The sequence below is a fragment of the Streptomyces sp. NPDC098781 genome (assembly GCF_044759995.1).
Lineage (GTDB): Bacteria > Actinomycetota > Actinomycetes > Streptomycetales > Streptomycetaceae > Streptomyces.
In genome coordinates this window covers 852,164-871,332 of record NZ_JBIWAK010000003.1, presented here as the reverse complement: position 1 = coordinate 871,332, position 19,169 = coordinate 852,164, and the positions used below count along the sequence as shown (strand labels likewise).

16 protein-coding genes are annotated in these 19,169 nt (G+C 71.0%); 14 read left to right on the top strand and 2 right to left on the bottom strand.

Annotated elements, in window-relative coordinates; genetic code table 11:
- The first annotated feature begins 1 nt into the window (after position 1).
- The 6 genes from ACIQWG_RS15735 to ACIQWG_RS15710 all read left to right on the top strand — a co-directional run bounded on the left by ACIQWG_RS15735 (position 2) and on the right by ACIQWG_RS15710 (position 9,036).
- Positions 2–895: a carbohydrate ABC transporter permease gene (locus ACIQWG_RS15735; RefSeq protein WP_404095325.1), complete on the top strand. Its 894-nt coding sequence runs from the start codon at positions 2–4 to the stop codon at positions 893–895.
- Positions 892–1,797 (top strand): carbohydrate ABC transporter permease, encoded by a 906-nt coding sequence (locus tag ACIQWG_RS15730; RefSeq protein ID WP_404095324.1) that lies wholly within the window; start codon positions 892–894, stop codon positions 1,795–1,797. Before ACIQWG_RS15735 ends, ACIQWG_RS15730 begins: the two co-directional genes overlap by 4 nt.
- Positions 1,798–1,826: 29 nt before the next feature.
- Positions 1,827–3,074: a glycosyl hydrolase gene (locus ACIQWG_RS15725; protein WP_404095321.1), complete on the top strand. Its 1,248-nt coding sequence runs from the start codon at positions 1,827–1,829 to the stop codon at positions 3,072–3,074.
- Positions 3,071–5,077, top strand: a complete 2,007-nt coding sequence (locus tag ACIQWG_RS15720) for an endo-beta-N-acetylglucosaminidase (protein WP_404095319.1) — start codon at positions 3,071–3,073, stop codon at positions 5,075–5,077. The genes ACIQWG_RS15725 and ACIQWG_RS15720 overlap by 4 nt, the downstream gene beginning before the upstream one ends.
- 33 nt (positions 5,078–5,110) lie before the next feature.
- A complete protein-coding gene (locus ACIQWG_RS15715) occupies positions 5,111–8,128 on the top strand; it encodes an alpha-mannosidase (protein WP_404095317.1) in 3,018 nt (1,005 codons plus the stop codon).
- Between the two features lie 80 nt (positions 8,129–8,208).
- Positions 8,209–9,036: an N-acetylmuramoyl-L-alanine amidase gene (locus tag ACIQWG_RS15710; protein WP_404095314.1), complete on the top strand. Its 828-nt coding sequence runs from the start codon at positions 8,209–8,211 to the stop codon at positions 9,034–9,036.
- 29 nt (positions 9,037–9,065) lie between these two features.
- On the opposite strand, the gene ACIQWG_RS15705 is transcribed toward ACIQWG_RS15710, so the two are convergent.
- Positions 9,066–9,767 (bottom strand): FadR/GntR family transcriptional regulator, encoded by a 702-nt coding sequence (locus ACIQWG_RS15705; protein ID WP_404095312.1) that lies wholly within the window; start codon positions 9,765–9,767, stop codon positions 9,066–9,068.
- A 163-nt stretch (positions 9,768–9,930) separates the two neighbouring features.
- On the opposite strand from ACIQWG_RS15705, the gene ACIQWG_RS15700 reads away from it, so the two are divergent.
- The 8 genes from ACIQWG_RS15700 to ACIQWG_RS15665 are packed head-to-tail and all read left to right on the top strand — an operon-like array spanning position 9,931 to position 17,737.
- Entirely contained in the window at positions 9,931–11,004 is a 1,074-nt protein-coding gene (locus ACIQWG_RS15700) for a sugar ABC transporter substrate-binding protein (RefSeq protein WP_404095309.1), read from the top strand.
- Positions 11,001–12,500, top strand: coding sequence for a sugar ABC transporter ATP-binding protein (locus ACIQWG_RS15695; RefSeq protein WP_404095306.1), 1,500 nt, complete (start codon positions 11,001–11,003; stop codon positions 12,498–12,500). Before ACIQWG_RS15700 ends, ACIQWG_RS15695 begins: the two co-directional genes overlap by 4 nt.
- On the top strand, positions 12,493–13,518 hold the full coding sequence (locus ACIQWG_RS15690; protein WP_404095303.1) for an ABC transporter permease: 1,026 nt from the start codon (positions 12,493–12,495) through the stop codon (positions 13,516–13,518). Before ACIQWG_RS15695 ends, ACIQWG_RS15690 begins: the two co-directional genes overlap by 8 nt.
- Before the next feature lie 38 nt (positions 13,519–13,556).
- On the top strand, positions 13,557–14,900 hold the full coding sequence (locus tag ACIQWG_RS15685; RefSeq protein WP_404095302.1) for an L-fuconate dehydratase: 1,344 nt from the start codon (positions 13,557–13,559) through the stop codon (positions 14,898–14,900).
- A complete protein-coding gene (locus ACIQWG_RS15680; protein WP_404095300.1) occupies positions 14,897–15,652 on the top strand; it encodes an SDR family NAD(P)-dependent oxidoreductase in 756 nt (251 codons plus the stop codon). Before ACIQWG_RS15685 ends, ACIQWG_RS15680 begins: the two co-directional genes overlap by 4 nt.
- Positions 15,649–16,593 carry an aldo/keto reductase gene (locus ACIQWG_RS15675; RefSeq protein ID WP_404095299.1) on the top strand — a complete coding sequence of 315 codons (945 nt, stop codon included), beginning with the start codon at positions 15,649–15,651 and terminating at the stop codon, positions 16,591–16,593. The genes ACIQWG_RS15680 and ACIQWG_RS15675 overlap by 4 nt, the downstream gene beginning before the upstream one ends.
- Positions 16,593–16,907, top strand: coding sequence for an L-rhamnose mutarotase (locus ACIQWG_RS15670; RefSeq protein WP_404095296.1), 315 nt, complete (start codon positions 16,593–16,595; stop codon positions 16,905–16,907). The genes ACIQWG_RS15675 and ACIQWG_RS15670 overlap by 1 nt, the downstream gene beginning before the upstream one ends.
- The gene (locus ACIQWG_RS15665; RefSeq protein ID WP_404095293.1) at positions 16,904–17,737 is read left to right on the top strand and encodes an amidohydrolase family protein; all 834 of its coding nucleotides are present in this window, start codon (positions 16,904–16,906) and stop codon (positions 17,735–17,737) included. The genes ACIQWG_RS15670 and ACIQWG_RS15665 overlap by 4 nt, the downstream gene beginning before the upstream one ends.
- On the opposite strand, the gene ACIQWG_RS15660 is transcribed toward ACIQWG_RS15665, so the two are convergent.
- The gene (locus ACIQWG_RS15660) at positions 17,725–19,146 is read right to left on the bottom strand and encodes a lipase maturation factor family protein (protein ID WP_404095292.1); all 1,422 of its coding nucleotides are present in this window, start codon (positions 19,144–19,146) and stop codon (positions 17,725–17,727) included. The two genes, ACIQWG_RS15665 and ACIQWG_RS15660, sit on opposite strands and share 13 nt — an antisense overlap.
- Between the last annotated feature and the right edge of the window lie 23 nt (positions 19,147–19,169).

Genomic DNA, 19,169 nt, shown 5'->3' with positions numbered 1-19,169 from the left:
GATGGCCCTCTCCTCCGTCTCCCGGGTGCGACGCCAACTGCCCACCAGCCCCTGGCTGTTCGCCGCCCCGGGCCTGCTGATCACCGGCGCCTTCATCCTGTACCCGTTCGTCTCCACGCTGGTCAACGCCTTCACCGACCGCCGCACCCTGATTCCGGGCGAGTTCGTGGGCCTCGCGAACTTCCGTGAACTGCTCGGCGACGACATGTTCTGGATCGGCCTGCGCAACAGCACCCTGTACGTCCTCGTCGTCGTACCGGCGCTGGTGATCCTGCCCCTGCTGCTCGCGCTGCTCGTGCAGAAGAACATCCCCGGCATCACCTTCTTCCGGTCCGCCTTCTACACCCCGGTGGTCGCCTCGATCGTGGTGGTCGGACTGATCTGGGTCTGGCTGCTCGACGAGCGCGGCCTGGTGAACTCGCTGCTGGAGACGATCGGCGTAGGCAGGGTCGGCTTCCTCAGCGACCAGTGGCTGCTCCTGCTGAGCGCCATGGCCGTGACGGTCTGGAAGGGCCTCGGCTACTACATGATCATTTACCTGGCCGCGCTCGCCAACGTGCCCCGCGAACTGCACGAGGCGGCGGCCGTGGACGGCGCCGGAGCGATCCGCCGCTTCCTCACGGTCACCGTGCCCGCCGTCCGCTCCACCATGGTCCTGGTCGGCGCGCTGTCCTCGGTCGCCGCCTTCAAGGTGTTCTCCGAGGTGTACCTGATGGCCGGCCCGAGCGGCGGCCCCGCGGGCGAGGACACCACCCTCGTCATGCTCGTCCAGCGCACCGGCACCGGCCTGACCGGCCGCGTCGGCTACGCCTCGGCCATCTCCGTCGTCGTCTTCGTCGTCACCGTCGCCCTGATGCTGCTCGTGCTGCGCGCTGACCGGAGGGACGAGTCATGAGCGTCATGGAGAAGGTACGGCCGTCCAATGCGCCGGCTCCCGCGAAAGAACCCCGCGTCACCGACGAACACGGCCGCCGCGTCCGCGTCTGGGAACTCGCCCTGCGCTATCTGCTCCTGCTGGCGGTACTGGCCCTCACCGTAGGCCCGTTCCTCTGGCAGCTGTCGACCTCGCTCAAGGGCCCGACGGAGGACATCTTCAGCTCCCCGCCCAAGTTCCTGCCCAGCGACCCCACCCTGCACAACTACGAGCGGGTCTCCGAGACGATCCCGGTCTGGGACTACGCCCTCAACTCACTGAAGGTCGCCACCGCCAACGTCGTCACCAACTGCGTCGGCGCGGCGCTCGCGGGCTACGCCCTGGCCCGGCTGCGCTACCGGGGCCGCCGGGTGGCCACGCTCGTCTTCATCCTGGCGATGCTGGTGCCCGTGGAGGGCATCATCATCGCCCAGTTCACGACCATGCGGGAACTCGGCCTCAACAACACCCTCATCGGCGTCGTCCTGCCCGGCTGCGTCAGCGCGCTGAACGTGCTGCTGATGCGCAACGCCTTCCTCAACCTGCCGTACGAGATCGAGGAGGCCGCCTACGTCGACGGCGCCAACGTCTGGCAGCGGTTCCTGCGCATCGCCGTGCCCTCGGTGAAGGGCACCCTCGCGGTCGTCGCGATCTTCGCCTTCATGGGCGCCTGGGACGACTTCCTGTGGCCGCTCATCGTGCTGAGCGACCCCTCCAAGTTCACCCTGACCATCGGCCTCAACTATCTGCACGGCACCTTCGCCAACGACGAACGCCTCGTCGCCGCCGGCACGATCATCGCCGTCGCCCCGCTGATCGCCCTCTTCGCCTGTCTCCAGCGGTACTTCTTCCGCGGGGTCGGCGAGGGCGCGGTGAAGGGCTGAAATCCCAACTCGCCCAGCAAGGACACCGCATGCCTCCTGCCGTGCGCTTCGGCGTCAACTACACCCCGAGCGAAGGGTGGTTCCACCACTGGCTCGACTTCGACCTCGACTCCGTGCGCGCCGACCTCGACTCCATCGCGGCGCTGGGCCTCGACCACATCCGGGTCTTTCCCCTCTGGCCGTACTTCCAGCCGAACCGCACGCTGATCCGCCCCCGGGCGGTGGAGCAGCTGGTCCAGCTCGTCGACGCCGCCGCCGAACGCGGCCTCGACGTCAACGTGGACGGCCTCCAGGGCCATCTCAGCAGCTTCGACTTCCTCCCCGCCTGGACGCGGACCTGGCACCGCCGCAACCTCTTCACCGACCCGGACGTCCTCGACGGCCAGGCCGCCTATCTGCGCACCCTCGCCGCCGCCCTCGCCGGCCGGCCGAACTTCCTCGGCATGACCCTCGGCAACGAGGTCAACCAGTTCTCGGCCGGCCCGCATCCCGACCCCGACCGGGCGAGCGAGGACGAGATCGACCGGTGGCTCACCCGGATGCTGGCCGCCTGCGAGGAGGGCGCCCCCGGGCGACTGCACCTGCACGCCGAGTACGACGCCACCTGGTACCAGGACGACCAGCCGTTCACCCCGGCCCAGGCGGCCCGGCACGGCACCGTCACGGCCGTGCACTCCTGGGTCTTCAACGGCACCGCCCAGCGACACGGCCGTACCTCCGTGCCGACCGAGCACCACGCGGCGTACCTCGTCGAGCTGAGCAAGGCCTGGGCCGACGCCCCGCAGCGCCCCGTCTGGCTCCAGGAGGTCGGTGCGCCCGCGCCCCTGATCCCGCCCGAGCACGCCGCGGACTTCACCGAGGCGACCGTCGCGAACGCCCTGGACTGCCCCGACCTGTGGGGTATCACCTGGTGGTGCTCCCACGACGTGTCCCGCGAGCTGGCCGACTTCCCCGAACTCGAATACGGGCTGGGGCTGTTGACCAACGACCGTAAGCCGAAGGACATCGCCCGGGTCCTGGCCCGCGCCGCGAGCGAGCCCCCGCCGGCACCCGCGCGCCGGACGACCGCCCTCGTCGTCCCGGCCACGCGTTCCGCCTGCGCCCCGGGCGGTCCGGTCTTCGACGCCTATTTCCGGCTGGTCGCCGACGGCGCCCGCCCCACCACCGTCCTCGACACCCGCGCGGACGACCACGAACACCTCTCCGCGCGCGGCATCACCGAGGTCGTGACTCCCGATCAGGTACTCCCCACCCCACAAGGAGGCACCCGCTCGTGAACCCCACCAGACGCACCGTCCTCATCGCCGGCGCCACGGCAGCGCTGCTCCCCGCACTGCCGGCGACGGCGTCCGCCGACGCCAAGGCCGCGGCCCTCCAGCCGTACGCCTCCTACTGGTACCCGGACTCGCTGCCCTCCGGCACCCCGGGCACCGGCATCACCTGGCGCAGTCTGAAGTCCTGGCGTCCGGCCGACGACACGGATCTCCCCTTCAACGCGGCCACGGTCCCGCTCGCCCCGCGCTTCACCCCGGCCCCGGCCAACCCGACCGCCCGCGCGGGCCAGGCCCGCATCCAGTCACTGGTGTCGTTCGGCCCCACGTCGAGCAACCCCTCGCAAGGCTCGGCCACCGCCGACCACTACGCCCTCACCCACTGGGCGTACATCGACGAGCTGGTCTTCTGGGGCGGCTCCTCCGGCGAGGGGCTCATCCTGGCCCCGAACGCGCCGATCGTGGACGCCGCCCACCGCCACGGCGTGCCGGTCCTCGGCAACGTCTTCCTGCCGCCCGTCGCCTATGGCGGACAGCTCCAGTGGACCCGTGACCTGGTACAGAAGGACGCCGCCGGACGGTATCCGCTGGCCGCGCAGCTCGTCGCGGTGGCGGCGGCCCACGGCTTCGACGGATGGTTCGTCAACGCCGAGACGAGCGGCGGGAACACCGCGCTCGGCGCCGACATGCTCGGCTTCCTGCGCGAGCTGAAGACGCTCGCCAAGGCCCGGGGGCAGCGCGTCACCTGGTACGACTCGATGACCGTGAACGGCGACGTGAGCTGGCAGGGCGCGCTCAACTCCCGGAACGAGGCGTTCTTCCAGGCCGCCGACGACATGTTCGTCGACTTCCGGTGGACCGCGGCCAAGCTGACGTCGTCGGGACAGCGGGCCCAGCAACTGGGGCGCAGCCGCTACGAGTTGTGGGCGGGCGTCGACGTGGAGGCGAACGGCTGGAACTCGTCCGTGAACTGGGACGCGATCGTGCCACGCGACAAGGGGCATGTCGTGTCCGTCGGCTTCTACCGGCCCGAGTGGACTCGCAACCACCTGCCGGCCGACGCCCGCACGCCCGGCGACTTCCACGCCGCCGACGACCGGTTCTGGACCGGGCGGTCACTGGATCCGGCACGGCCGGACGGCACCGACAGCTGGCGGGCACCGGCCGTCTCGGTCGCCGACCGCTCCACGGTCACCTCGGTCCCGTTCGCGAGCGTGTTCAACACGGGGCACGGACTGCGCTGGTACGAGGACGGGGAGGTGACGTCGGACGCGCCCTGGAACCATCTGGGCCTACAGGACCGGCTGCCGTCCCGGCGCTGGGTCGTGCACACGGACGGGCAACGCCCCGCCGTGACCTTCGACTTCGCGGACGCCTGGCGAGGCGGGAGCAGTGTGCTCGTCGCCGGTGCACTGGACCGGCCCACGGTGGTGGACGTGTATGCGACACGGCTGCCGCTGACCGCCGACACGGTCGTGGAGCTGACCCATCGCACCGACACCGGTGCCGTGCGGGTCGAGCTGGCCGTCGCCACCGCCGAGCCCGGCACGCCGGGGGCGACACCGCCGTACACCTACTTCCCCGTGGACCCGGCCGACGGCTGGCGGACCTCGACCGTACGGCTCACCGGCCTGACCGGCAGCGTTCGGGCGATCGGTGTCCGGCTCACCGCGGCCGACGGCGGCACCGTGCGCTGGCGGCTCGGCGGTCTCGCGGTCCGCGCCGGCGCGCAGCCGCCCGCCGCACCCGCCGACTTCCGTGTCACCGGTGCCTCCGGCGGCGATCTGCGCCTGGCCTGGACCCCCGCACCCGGCGACATCCGCCACTACACCGTGCACCGCCTCCTCCCGGACGGCACCCGGCGCTTCCTCGGCGGCACCTGCCAGCGCGCCTACTTCCTCGGCGGCCTGCGACCCGAACAGGGCGAACCCACGGCACGGTTCGAACTGCGTGCCGTAGGGGAGCTCTACACCACGTCGGCCCCCGTGACCGTCACCCACACCTGGTAAGCACCCGCCCGGACGACCTACGGAGCACCCCGCATGCATGACGACCGCAGCCTGGTCGAAGCCCGCCTCAAGCGCGTCCTCGACGAGCGCGTCCGCCCCGCCGTGTACCCCGAGTCCGTACCGCTGGACGTCGCGGTGTGGCATGCGCCCGGCGAGCCGGTGCCGGTCGCCGAGGGACTCGCGGCCGCACCCGAGCCGATCGAGGTGGGGGCGCGGTGGGGTGCTCCCTGGGGCACCAGCTGGTTCCGGGTCACCGGGACCGTCCCCGAGGAGTGGGCCGGAAGGACCGTCGAGGCCCTGCTCGACCTCGGGTTCGACGAGAACATGCCCGGCTTCCAGTGCGAGGGCCTGGTCTACCGGCCCGACGGCACCCCGGTGAAGGGCCTCAACCCGCGCAACCAGTGGGTGCGCATCGGCGCGCCCGTCGAGGGCGGGGAGCGGGTGCGGCTGCACATCGAGGCCGCCTCCAACCCGGTCATCCTCGACTACCACCCGTTCCTGCCGACGCAGTTGGGCGACAAGGACACCGCCGGCAGCGAACCCCAGTACAAGCTCACCCGCATGGACCTCGCCGTCCTCGACGAGAACGTCTGGCAGCTGGTCATCGACCTGGAGGTGCTCGGCGAGCTGATGGCGGAGCTGCCGGTGGAGTCGGCGCGGCGCTGGGACATCCTGCGGGCGGTGGAGAAGGCCCTCGACACGATCGACCTCCAGGACGTCGGCGGCACGGCGGCGCGAGCGCGGGAACGGCTGGCCGGTGTGCTGGCCACGCCCGCCGTGCCGTCCGCCCATCGCATCAGCGCCGTCGGGCACGCGCACATCGACTCGGCGTGGCTGTGGCCGCTGCGTGAGACCGTGCGCAAGGTGGCCCGTACGACGTCCAACATGACCGCGCTCATCGAGGACGAGCCGGACTTCGTCTTCGCCATGTCGCAGGCCCAGCAGTGGGCGTGGGTGAAGGAGCACCGGCCCGAGGTGTGGGCGCGGGTGAAGAAGGCAGTGGCGGACGGGCGGTTCGTGCCGGCCGGCGGGATGTGGGTGGAGTCGGACACCAACATGCCCGGCTCGGAGGCGATGGCCCGGCAGTTCGTGCACGGCAAGCGGTTCTTCCTCGACGAGTTCGGCGTCGAGAACGACGAGGCGTGGCTGCCGGACACGTTCGGCTTCGCCGCCGGACTGCCCCAGATCATCAAGGCGGCCGGCTCCAAGTGGCTGCTGACGCAGAAGATCTCCTGGTCACAGACGAACAGGTTCCCGCATCACACCTTCCAGTGGGAGGGCATCGACGGCACCCGGATCTTCACCCACTTCCCGCCCGTCGACACCTACAACTGCTCCATGAAGGGCAGCGAGATCGCCCACGCGGCCCGCAACTTCAAGGACAAGGGCGTCGCCCGGCACTCCCTCGCCCCGACCGGCTGGGGCGACGGAGGCGGCGGCACCACCCGTGAGATGGTCGCGAAGGCGGCACGGCTGCGGGACCTCGAAGGCTCGGCGACCGTGGTCTGGGAGACCCCGGCGGCGTTCTTCGAGAAGGCCGAGGCCGAGTACGCGAACCCACCGGTCTGGGTCGGCGAGCTGTACCTCGAACTCCACCGCGCCACCCTCACCAGCCAGGCGAAGACCAAGCAGGGCAACCGCCGCAGCGAACACCTGCTGCGCGAAGCCGAACTCTGGGCGGCGACGGCGGCCGTGCGCACCGGATTCCCCTACCCGTACGCCGAGTTGGACCGCATCTGGAAGACGGTGCTGCTGCACCAGTTCCACGACATCCTGCCGGGGTCATCCATCGCATGGGTGCACCGGGAGGCGCGCGAGACGTACCAGCGCATCGCCGATGAACTGACCGGGATCATCAAGGCGGCTCAGCTCGCCCTGGCGGGCGAGGGAGAGGACGTGCTGGTCTTCAACGCCGCGCCCCACACCCGCAACGGCATCCCGGCGGGCGGCGCCGGCACCCGCGCGATCGAGGGCCGCACGGAGGTCACGCCAAGGCCCGCCGGCGGCTTCGTCCTGGACAACGGTCTGCTGCGGGTCGAGATCGACGGACAGGGCCTGGTGATCTCGCTCTACGACGTCGAGGCCGACCGCGAGACCATCGCCCCGGGCGCGGCCGCGAACCTCCTCCAGCTTCACCCCGACTTCCCGAACATGTGGGATGCGTGGGACGTCGACGAGTTCTACCGCAACACGGTCACCGACCTCACCGAGGCGCACAAGGTCGACGAGAGCGGGGACGGGGTTCGGATCGTACGGTCCTTCGGATCCTCCCGCGTCACCCAGCGGTTGTCCCTGGCGCCGGGGGAGCGGCGGCTGCTCCTGGACACGGTGGTGGACTGGCACGAGACCGAGAAGTTCCTCAAGCTCGCCTTCCCGCTCGACGTGCACGCCGAAAGGTACGCGTCCGAGACCCAGTTCGGGCACTTCCACCGGCCCACGCACACCAACACCTCCTGGGAGGCGGCGAAGTTCGAGGCCTGCAACCACCGGTTCGTGCACCTGGAGGAGCCGGGCTGGGGCGTCGCGATCGTCAACGACTCGACGTACGGCCACGACGTGACCCGTACCGTCCGCACCGACGGCGACCTCGGTACGACCACCACGGTCCGGGTGTCCCTCCTGCGCGCCCCGCGCTTCCCGGACCCCGAGACCGACCAGGGCGCCCACCGCTTCCGGCACGCCCTGGTGCCGGGCGCGGGCATCGGGGACGCGGTGCGCGAGGGCTGGCGGATCAATCTGCCGGAGCGAGCGCTGTTCGGTGCCCGGGAGGTGACGCCGCTGGTGACGGTGGACCGGGACGCGGTCGTGATCACGGCCGTCAAGCTGGCCGACGACGGCAGCGGCGATGTGGTGGTACGCCTCCACGAGGCCCACGGCGGCCGGGTACGGGCCACTCTGACCGCGGACTTCGAGGTCGCGGAGGTCGTGGCGACCGACCTGCTGGAACGGGCGCTGCCCGAGGCACCGTCGTACGCCGGCTCGCGCGTCGCACTGCGCCTGCGGCCCTTCGAACTGGTGACGTTGCGGCTGCGCCGGAGCGCCGTCCACTGACGGGTGAACGGCGGCGAAGCATCGCGTGACGGGCGGCAACCGGCCTCAGAATCAAGGCGATTCGGCGTCCCCTGTGCGCCTTGGAGGCACTCTTGCAGCTCGTCACGCGAGCCCAGCTGGGCTGGCCCGCATCCGCCGCACCCCCACAGACATCGACCAAGGGCGTGAAAGTCCACTACGAGGGCGCACCGGTCAGCGTGCGACTCCTCGACGACCACGATCTCTGCATCGCCGAGTGGAAGCGGATCCGAGTCGACCACCTGGCGAACAAGACGGAGAACTACTCGGACATCGCCTACAACTACGGTGCCTGCCCGCACGGTCATCTCCTGGAGGGCCGCGGCCTCGGCAAGCGCTCCGGGGCGAACGGCAACCAGGACCTCAACCGCGGTCACTACGCCATCATGGGCCTGGTCGGCGACGAGGGTCTCACCGAGCCGACGGACGCGATGCTCGGCGCGATCCGGGACGGTATCGAACTGCTGCGCCGCCACGGCGCCGGCAACGAGATCAAGGGGCACCGGGACGGCCTGGCCACGGAGTGTCCGGGCCGGCACCTGTACGCGTGGGTGCGGCAGGGCGCGCCGCGGCCCGGGGGTTCGCCGCCCGATCCGGCGCCGAGGCCGGTGATCGACTTGTCGAAGGTGGTCGCAGCGGCCCTGCACGACCCGGCCGAGCCGGGCACACCGGTGTCGTATCCGGGAGTGCGGATCGTGGAGCAGGCACTCGTCGCGGAGGGCCTCCTCGAACCGGGCCTCGCGGACGGCCACTTCGGTACGGCGACCGTCGGCGCCTACGCGGCCTGGCAGCGCCGCTGCGGCCTCACCGGGGACGCCGCCGACGGCATCCCCGGCCGCGCGTCACTGGAGACGCTCGGGCGGGAGCGCGGTTTCGACGTGAAGCCGTAACGAACGGCGCGGGCCGGGGCGGGCGGCGGTCAGCCGCCCAGCTGCGCCCGCAGCCACTCCTCCACCTCGCCCACATGCGCGGCCGCCGCCGCGCGGGCCGCCTCCGGGTCGCGGGCCACCAGGGCGCGGTGGATCGCCGCGTGTTCGCGCCGGGTGCGGGTGAAGGCGCCCTCCTCCTGGTAGCCGCGCCAGACGCGGGCGCGGAACGTCCGGGAGGACAGGCCCTCCAGGATCGCCGCCATGGTGTCGTTGCCGGCCGCTGCCGCGATCTCCCGGTGGAAGGCCAGGTCGTGGGCGAGGATCTCCTCGGGGTCCTCCGTGGCGTTCATCGCCGTCAGGTGCTTCTCGACCTCCGCGAGCTGGTCCGGCGTGATCCGCGCCGCCGCCAGCGCGGTCGCCGTCGACTCCAGGATGCGGCGCACCTCCAGCAGCTCCACCAGACGCGGGCCCCGGGACAGGTCGGCGACCACCCCGAAGGTCTCCAGCAGGTCGCCGGCCTCCAGTTGGGTGACGTAGATGCCCGAGCCGTGCCGGGCCTCCAGCACCCCCAGCACCGTGAGCGCGCGGATCGCCTCGCGCATGGAGCTGCGGGAGATGCCGAGCTGCACCGCCAGATCGCGCTCGGTCGGCAGCCGCTGACCGGGCTCCAGGCGTCCCTCGGCGATCATCGCCTTGATCTGCTCGAGGGCGCGCTGCGTCACGGTGCCCTTCTGCGGGGCGGTCTCGTCCACGCCGTTCCTCCTGTCGCCGGGTGCGCCGCAGTCTAATCACCAGGGTGGTCCGACCACTATGGCCGGAAACCGTGAATATCTGCGGCCGAAGGGTGTTGCTTCGAGGAAGTGGTCTGATAAATATGCGGCACCTGCTCGAACACGCTCAATGAGGAGCCGTCAGATGCCCGGCAGTGCAGTGCGCAAGCAGAACAGGTCACGGATCGTCGGCGCGATGGCTGCGGTCATCGGCGCCTCGCTCGTGCTCGCCGGATGCGGCAGCACCAAGGACACCGGCGCCTCCAGCGCCGGAGGCGGTGGCGGCAGCGGCAAGGTCGGGGTGATCCTGCCCCTGCTGACCTCGCCGTTCTGGCAGTCGTACAACGACTACGTGCCGAAGATGGCCGACTCCGAGGGCGTCGACACGCTCAAGACGGTCAACTCCAACAGCGACCCCTCCCAGCAGATCACCGACATCAACAACCAGCTCAACCAGGGCGTCAAGGGCCTCGTCGTCGCCCCGCTGGACAGCGCCGCCATCGAAGCCGGCCTCGACCAGGCCGAGCGCAAGGGCGTGCCGGTCGTCGCGGTCGACGTGGCGCCGGACAAAGGCAAGGTCGCGATGGTGGTGCGCGCGAACAACGTGGCGTACGGCGAGAAGGCCTGCGACTACCTCGGCGAGCACATCACCAGCGGCAAGGTCGTGCAGATCATGGGCGATCTGGCCTCCGTCAACGGCCGCGACCGCTCCGAGGCCTTCCGCGCCTGCGTGAAGAAGAAGTACCCGAAGCTCAAGGTCCTGGAGATCCCCGCCAAGTGGGAGTCCGACACCGCGGCCTCCAAACTCGACACCCTCCTCAACGCCAACCCCGACATCAAGGGCATCTACATGCAGGCCGGCGGCGTCTACCTCGCGCCCACGCTCCAGACCCTGAAGTCCAAGGGGATGCTGAAGAAGGCCGGCCAGGACGGGCACATCGCGATCGTCTCGAACGACGGCATCCCGCAGGAGTACGACGCCATCCGCAAGGGCGAGATCGACGCGACCGTCTCGCAGCCCGCCGACCTCTACGCCAAGTACGGCATGTACTACATCAAGGCGGCGATGGAGGGGAAGACGTTCGAGCCGGGCCCGACGGACCACGACTCGACCATCGTGAAGCTGCCCAGCGGCATCCTGGAGGACCAGCTGCCCGCCCCGCTGGTCACCAAGGACAACGTCGACGACCCCAAGCTCTGGGGTAACACGGTCAAATGACGACGCCACTCGTCCAGGCGCGGGACATCGTCAAGCGCTACGGCCCCACCACCGCCCTCGCCGACGGCCGGCTCACCGTCCTGCCCGGCGAGTCGCACGCCCTCGTCGGCCGGAACGGCGCGGGCAAGTCGACCCTGGTCAACATCCTCACCGGCCTCCAGACCGCCGACGAGGGCGAGGTCCGCTTCGACGGCGAGCCCGCACCCGCGCCGACCGACCGCGACGCCTGGCGCCGCAAGGTGGCCTGCGTCTACCAGAAGCCCACTGTCGTCCCCGAACTGACCGTCGCGGAGAACCTGTTCCTCGACCGGCAGCCGCTCCGGCGCGGCCTCATCAACTGGCGCAGACTGCGCTCCCAGGCCGCGGACCTCCTCGCCACCTGGGACGTGCACGTCGACCCCGACGGCCGCACCGCCGACCTCAAGGTCGAGGACCGCCAAATGGTGGAGATCGCCCGCGCGTTGAGCTTCGGCGCCCGGTTCATCATCCTCGACGAGCCCACCGCCCAGCTCGACAACCGTGAGATCGAGCGGCTGTTCACCCGCATGCGGGCGCTCCAGGAATCCGGCGTCACCTTCCTGTTCATCTCGCACCACCTCCAGGAGGTGTACGAGGTCTGCCAGACCGTCACGGTCCTGCGCGACGCCCGCTGGATCACCACCGCCCCGGTCGCCGAACTCCCGCGCCGGGCCCTGGTGGAGGCCATGGCGGGGGAGTCCCTCGAGACCCTCGCCGAGCAGGCCGCGGACCCGAGGGACGTCGACCATGACGCGCCCGTCCTGCTCGACGCCCGCGGGCTCACCTCACCGGCGTACCAGGACATCGATCTCACCGTCCGCCGCGGCGAGGTCGTCGGACTGGCCGGCATCAGCGGCAGCGGCAAGGTCGAGCTCGCCGAGTCCTTCGCGGGGCTGCACACTCCGACCGGCGGGACCGCCCGACTGGACGGCGAGCGGCTGCCGTTCGGCGATGTGCGGGCCGCGCTCAGGGCGGGTGTCGCCTGTGTGCCCCGCGACCGGCACGACCAGGGCCTGGTCGCCGGCATGACCATCGGCGACAACGCCACCATGACCGTCCTGGACCGGCTCGGCCGCTTCGGCTTCGTCCGCACCGAACGCAAGCGCGGCTTCGCCACCGCCCTCATCGAACGGCTCGACATCCACGCCGAGGGCCCCGACCAGCCGGTCTCCGACCTGTCCGGCGGCAACGCCCAGAAGGTCGTCATGGCCCGCGCCCTGGCGTCCGACCCCCGACTGCTCGTACTGATCAACCCCACCGCGGGCGTCGACGTGAAGTCCAAGGAATCCCTGCTGGCCCGGGTGGACAGCGCCCGCGAGGACGGGATCGCGGTCCTCGTCGTCTCCGACGAGCTCGACGACCTGCGCCGCTGCGACCGCGTCCTCGTCCTGTTCCACGGCCGTGTCGTCGCCGAGCACCCGGCGGGCTGGCACGACCACGAGCTGATCGCCTCCATAGAAGGAGTGGACCATGGCTGACACCAAGGCCCCACCGGTTACGCCCGTCAAGGTCCCCGACGCCCGCGCGGCCAGGACGGTCCTGCTCCGCCGCGCCCGCGAACTCGCCCTGGTGCCTGCCCTGTTGCTCCTGCTGCTGCTCGGCGCGCTGGTCAACGACTCGTTCCTCACCGAGCGCAACCTGATCTCGATCCTCGGCGCCTCCGCCGCGCTGGCGATGGTCGTGCTGGCCGAGTCGCTGGTCCTCATCACCGGCAAGTTCGACCTGTCCCTCGAATCGGTCGTCGGCATCGCACCCGCGGTCGGCGCGCTCCTCGTCCTGCCCGTCGCCCAGTCCGGCTGGGGCACCGAACTCCCCGCCGCCCTCTCGCTGCTGGCGATCCTCGTGGTGGGCGCGGCCGTGGGCGCCTTCAACGGCATCCTCGTCGTGAAGTTCAAACTCAACGCGTTCATCGTCACGCTCGCCATGCTGATCGTCCTGCGCGGTCTGCTGGTCGGCGCGACCAAGGGCAAGACGCTGTTCGGGATGCCCGACAGCTTCTACTCCCTCGCCACCACCACCTTCATCGGCATCCCGATGTCGGTGTGGCTCGCGGCGGCCGCCTTCGCCGTCGCCGGGTTCGTACTGAAGTACCACCGTGTGGGGCGCGCCCTGTACGCCATCGGCGGCAACGCGGACGCCGCCCGCGCGGCCGGCATCCGGGTCGAACGGGTGATGCTCGGCGTGTTCGTCGTCGCGGGCACCCTCGCGGCCGTCGGCGGCATCATCCAGACGGGCTACGTCGGTGCGATCAGCGCCAACCAGGGCAACAACATGATCTTCACGGTCTTCGCGGCGGCGGTGATCGGCGGCATCAGCCTGGACGGCGGCAAGGGGACCATGTTCGGCGCCCTGACCGGCGTACTGCTGCTGGGCGTCGTGCAGAACCTGCTCACCCTCGCCCAGGTCCCGTCGTTCTGGATCCAGGCCATCTACGGCGGAATCATCCTGGTCGCCCTCATGATCGCCCGAGTGACGACGGGGCGCGCCCAGGACTGACCGCGGCTGCCAACCGCCCTCTGACGGAAAGGACTTCAGTGTCCCAGGCTCCCGCCCGCATCACCGCGGTCGACACCTATGACATCCGCTTCCCCACCTCTCGCGAGCTCGACGGCTCCGACGCGATGAACCCGGACCCCGACTACTCGGCCGCGTACCTCGTGCTGCGCACCGACGGGACCGACGGCCACGAGGGGCACGGGTTCACCTTCACCATCGGGCGGGGCAACGAGGTCCAGGTCGCCGCGATCGAGGCGCTGCGCGGCCATGTCGTGGGCCGGTCCGTCGACGAGCTGTGCGCCGACCCGGGGACCCTCAACCGCGACCTGATCGGCGACAGCCAGCTGCGCTGGCTCGGTCCCGAGAAGGGCGTGATGCACATGGCGATCGGCGCGGTGATGAACGCCGTGTGGGACCTCGCCGCCAAGCGGGCCGACAAACCCCTGTGGCGCCTGCTCGCCGACGCCGACCCGGAGTGGATCGTCCGCCAGATCGACTTCCGGTACCTCACCGACGCGCTCACCCCCGAGGAGGCGCTGGAGATCCTGCGCCGGGGGCGTGCGGGCGCACAGGAGCGCGCGGCACGGCTGCTGGAGCGCGGCTACCCCGCCTACACCACCTCCGCCGGCTGGCTCGGCTACGACGACGAGAAGCTGACCCGCCTCGCCGCTCAGGCCGTCGCCGACGGCTTCCGGCAGATCAAGCTGAAGGTCGGCGCCGACCTGGCGGACGACGTACGGCGCTGCCGGGTCGCCCGCTCGGTCGTCGGGCCGGACATCCGCATGGCGATCGACGCCAACCAGCGCTGGGACGTGGCCGAGGCGATCCGCTGGACCAAGGCCCTCGCCGAGTTCGACCCGTACTGGATCGAGGAGCCCACCAGCCCGGACGACGTCCTCGGTCACGCGGCCGTCCGCCAGGCCGTCGCCCCGGTGAAGGTGGCCACCGGCGAGCATGTGCAGAACCGGGTGGTCTTCAAGCAACTGCTCCAGGCAGGCGCCCTCGACGTCGTCCAGATCGACGCGGCCCGCGTGGGCGGCGTCAACGAGAACCTCGCCATCCTGCTGCTCGCCGCCAAGTTCGGCGTGCCCGTCTGCCCGCACGCGGGCGGCGTCGGCCTGTGCGAACTCGTCCAGCACCTGTCGATGTTCGACTACGTGGCGGTCACCGCAACCACCGAGGACCGCGTCATCGAGTACGTCGACCATCTGCACGACCACTTCCTCGACCCCGTGGTGATCAGGGAAGGTCACTACACGGCACCCACCGCGCCCGGTTTCTCGGCCGCCATGCGACCCGAGTCGATCGCGCGGTACACGTTCCCCGGCGGCGACTTCTGGGCCGCCGACCTCCGGACACAGCAGAAGGGGCAGGCGGCATGAGCGACTTCGACGGTCTCAAGGCGCTGGTGACGGGAGGCGCCTCCGGCATCGGCCGGGCCACCGCCGACCTCCTCGCCGCGCGCGGCGCCCAGGTCGCCGTGCTCGACCTGGACCCGACGTCCGTCCGCAAACCGCTGCTCGCCCACCGCGCCGATGTCACCGACGACGCCTCCGTACGCGAGGCCGTGGCGGCCGCCGTCGCCGGCCTCGGCGGACTGGACGTACTGATCAACAACGCCGGTGTCGGAGCCCAGGGCACCGTCGAGGACAACGACGACGCCGAGTGGCACCGGGTCATGGACGTCAACGTCGTCGGCATGGTGCGGGTCGCGCGGGCCGCCCTGCCCCGGCTGCGCGAGTCCTCGCACGCGGCGATCGTCAACACCTGCTCCATCGCCGCCACCGCCGGGCTCCCGCAGCGGGCGCTGTACAGCGCGACCAAGGGCGCCGTGTACTCGCTCACCCTCGCCATGGCCGCCGACCACGTCCGCGAGGGCATCCGCGTCAACTGCGTCAACCCCGGCACGGTCGACACCCCGTGGGTCGGCCGTCTGCTCGACGCCGCCACCGACCCGGCCGCCGAACGCGCCGCCCTGGAGGCCCGCCAGCCCACCGGCCGCCTGGTCTCGGCCGACGAGGTCGCGGGCGCGATCGCCTACCTGGCGAGCCCCCTCTCCGGGGCCACCACCGGCACCTCGCTCGCCGTCGACGGCGGCATGCAGGGCCTGCGACTGCGGCCGGTGAGCCGGTGAGCATCCCCCGGGGACTCGGCTTCGGAGCCGCCGTCATCGGCAACCTGTACACCGAGGTCACCGACGAGCAGGCGAACGAGGCGGTGTCCGCCGCCTGGCGGCGCGGCATCCGCTACTACGACACGGCACCGCACTACGGCCTCGGGCTGTCCGAACGCCGCCTCGGCGCGGCGCTGCGCGAGCACCCGCGCGAGGAGTACACGGTCTCGACCAAGGTGGGCCGCCGTCTGGAAGCACAGGCCGACGCCGGCGACGACCTGGCGAACGGCTTCGCCGTCCCCGCCACCCACCGGCGCGTCTGGGACTTCAGCGAGGACGGTGTACGACGCACCCTGGAGGCGAGCCTCGAACGGCTCGGCCTGGACCACGTCGACATCGTCTACCTGCACGACCCCGACGACCACGCCGAACAGGCCTTCCGCGAGGGCTATCCGGCACTGGAGAAGCTCCGCTCGGAAGGTGTCGTCGGCGCGATCGGCGCCGGCATGAACCAGGCGGAGATGCTCACCCGTTTCGTCCGCGACACCGACGTCGACGTGGTGCTGTGCGCCGGGCGCTACACCCTGCTCGACCAGCGGGCACAGGAGGAGCTGCTGCCCGAGGCCGGCCGTCGGGGCGTGTCCGTGGTCATCGGCGGCGCCTTCAACTCCGGTCTGCTGGCCGACCCGAAACCGGGAGCGACGTACAACTACGCCGCCGCGCCACCGCAGTTGCTGGACCGCGCCCTGCGCATGAAGGAGATCGCCGACCGGCACGGCATCTCGCTGCGGGCCGCCGCCCTGCGCTTCTGCTCCGCACCCCCTGCGGTCGCCGCCGTCCTGGTAGGCGCCCGTTCCGCGCACGAAGTCCACGACTGTGCCGACCAGTTCGCCACACCGGTCCCCGCCGCCTTCTGGCAGGAGCTGCGGGACACCGGACTCCTGGACACCGAGGAGCCGTGATGAGAGTCGCCCTGCACACCAAGGTCCGCGCGGACCGCGTCGCCGAGTACGAGGCAGCCCACCGGGAAGTGCCGGTCGAGCTCACGGAGGCGATCCGCGCCGCCGGTGCCGGCTCCTGGACGATCTGGCGCAGCGGCACCGACCTCTTCCACGTCCTGGACTGCGCGGACTACGGCCGTCTGCTGGCCGAGCTGGAGAAGCTGCCGGTCAACGTGGCCTGGCAGGCCCGCATGGCCGAACTGCTCGACGTGGTGCACGACTACTCCGACGAGGGCGCGGACGCCGGGCTGCCCGTCGTATGGGAGCTGCCATGACGGTCGTCGACGCCCACCATCACGTGTGGGACCTGTCGGTGCGGGACCAGGACTGGATCACGGGCCCGGAACTGAAGCCTCTCAGAAGGAACTTCACCGTCGCCGACCTCGCCCCCCGGGCCCGGGCCGCCGGCGTCGACCGCACCGTCCTGGTGCAGACGATCACGGTCCCGGAGGAGACACCGGAGTTCCTGGCGCTGGCGGCCGGGCACGAGCTGATCGCGGGCGTGGTCGGCTGGACCGACCTCACCCGCCCGGACGTCGCCGACGAACTGGCGCGCCTGCGGGAGCTGCCCGGCGGGCAGTACCTGAAGGGGATCCGCCACCAGGTCCAGGGCGAACCGGACCCGCAGTGGCTGCTGCGCGCGGACGTACGGCGAGGGCTGGCCGCCGTGGCCGAGGCGGGACTGGTGTACGACCTCGTGGTGCTGCCGCACCAGCTGCCGGCCTGCGTCAAGGCGGCCGCCGCGCTGCCCGGACTCACCTTCGTCCTGGACCACTTGGGCAAGCCGCCGATCGCCGCCGGGCACCGCGAACCCTGGGCCGGCGACGTCCGCGCCCTCGCCGCGCTCCCCAACACCGTCTGCAAGCTCTCCGGCATGGTCACCGAGGCCGACCCCGCCGCCTGGACGGTCGACGACCTGCGGCCGTACGCCGAAGTGGTGCTGGAGGCCTTCGGGCCGCGGCGTCTGATGTTCGGTTCGGACTGGCCGGTGAGCACGCTCGCGGCGTCCTACGGCCAAGTCCTCGACGCCGCACGTGCGGTGACGGACGAATCCGACCACGAGCAGATCTTCGAGGCGACCGCCACCCGCGTCTACGACCTCTGAGCCACCCCTGCCAGCCTGGTCGGCGGCAGGAACTCGCGCACATACGTCCGCTCCCAGCAGGCGCCCGTCTCCCGCAGCTCACGCCACGTCGTGAACCGGTAGCGGAAGAGACGGGCGCGGACGAAGCGCGGGGGCGCGTCGGGCGGGAAGGGCGAGCGGCGCAGCAGCCGCAGCGTGTCGCGGTCGTTCTCCAGGAGCCGCTCCACCAGGGTGCCGAACCACGACCCGGCGTACGCGGGTGACAGCGCGGCGAACCACATTAGCCAGTCCAGCCGCAGATGGTACGGGGCGAACTGCCGGGGCCAGTGCCGGGGGTCGCCCGGCTTGCCCTTGAACTCGTACTCCCGCCAGTCCGAGTCCTCACGCGGCACGTCCTCCGCGGTGCCCTCGATCACCACCTCGTACCGGATCCTGCTGACGCTGCCGAACGCGCCGTAGGTGTTGACCAGGTGGAGCGGGTCGAAGGAGCGGTTCATGATCTGGCGGCGGGAGATCATGTTGGCGACCGGGCGGTAGCTCAGGCCGAGGAGGAGCACCGCGACCGCGAGGACGACGACCTCGTACCACACCGGCGCGTCGGGCTGCGACGCCGGATCGCCGCGGAACCGGACCGCCGACAGGGCCAGCACGATGGTGATCCAGTTCAACCAGGAGAAGTTGCCCGAGAGGACCAGCCACAGCTGGGTGACGATCATCAGTGAGGCGGCGGCCGTCGCGATCGGCTGCGGGGTGAAGAGCAGAACCGGCACGACGAGTTGGGTGACGTGGTTGGCGGCCACCTCGACCCGGTGCACGGGCTTCGGCAGATGGTGGAAGAACCAGCTCAGCGGGCCCGGCATCGGCTGGGTCTCATGGTGGTGGTCCAGACAGGTGAGCTTGCGCCAGCACTCGTCGCCGCGCATCTTGATCAGTCCGGCCCCGAACTCGACGCGGAAGAGGATCCAGCGCAACAGGAAGAGCACCACGACCGGCGGTGCCACCTCGTCGTTGCCCAGGAAGACGGCGAGGAAGCCGACCTCCAGCAGCAGGGACTCCCAGCCGAACGAGTACCAGGTCTGGCCGACGTTGACGATCGACAGATACAGCGCCCACGGGACCAGCCACAGCAGCATGGCGGCCCACAGGGGCACGGCGTTGTCCAACCCCGCCAGCAGGGCCGCGGACACCGCGCAGCCGGCCCAGGCGCAGGCGGCGAAGAATCGGTCCGAGTAGTGGAGTTGGAACAGGCTCGGGGCCGCCTTGAACGGCACCCGTTCCACGAACCGCGGCACGGGCAGCATGCCCCGCTCACCCATCAGAGCCCGGAACTGAAGGGCCGCCGTCAGAAAGGCGACGAGGTACACGCCGGCCAGAGCCCGCTGGAACACCAGCCGGCTCGTCCAGTAGTCCGGTGCGACGAACCAGTCCACGGCCGTACCCCTCCACTCCTCAT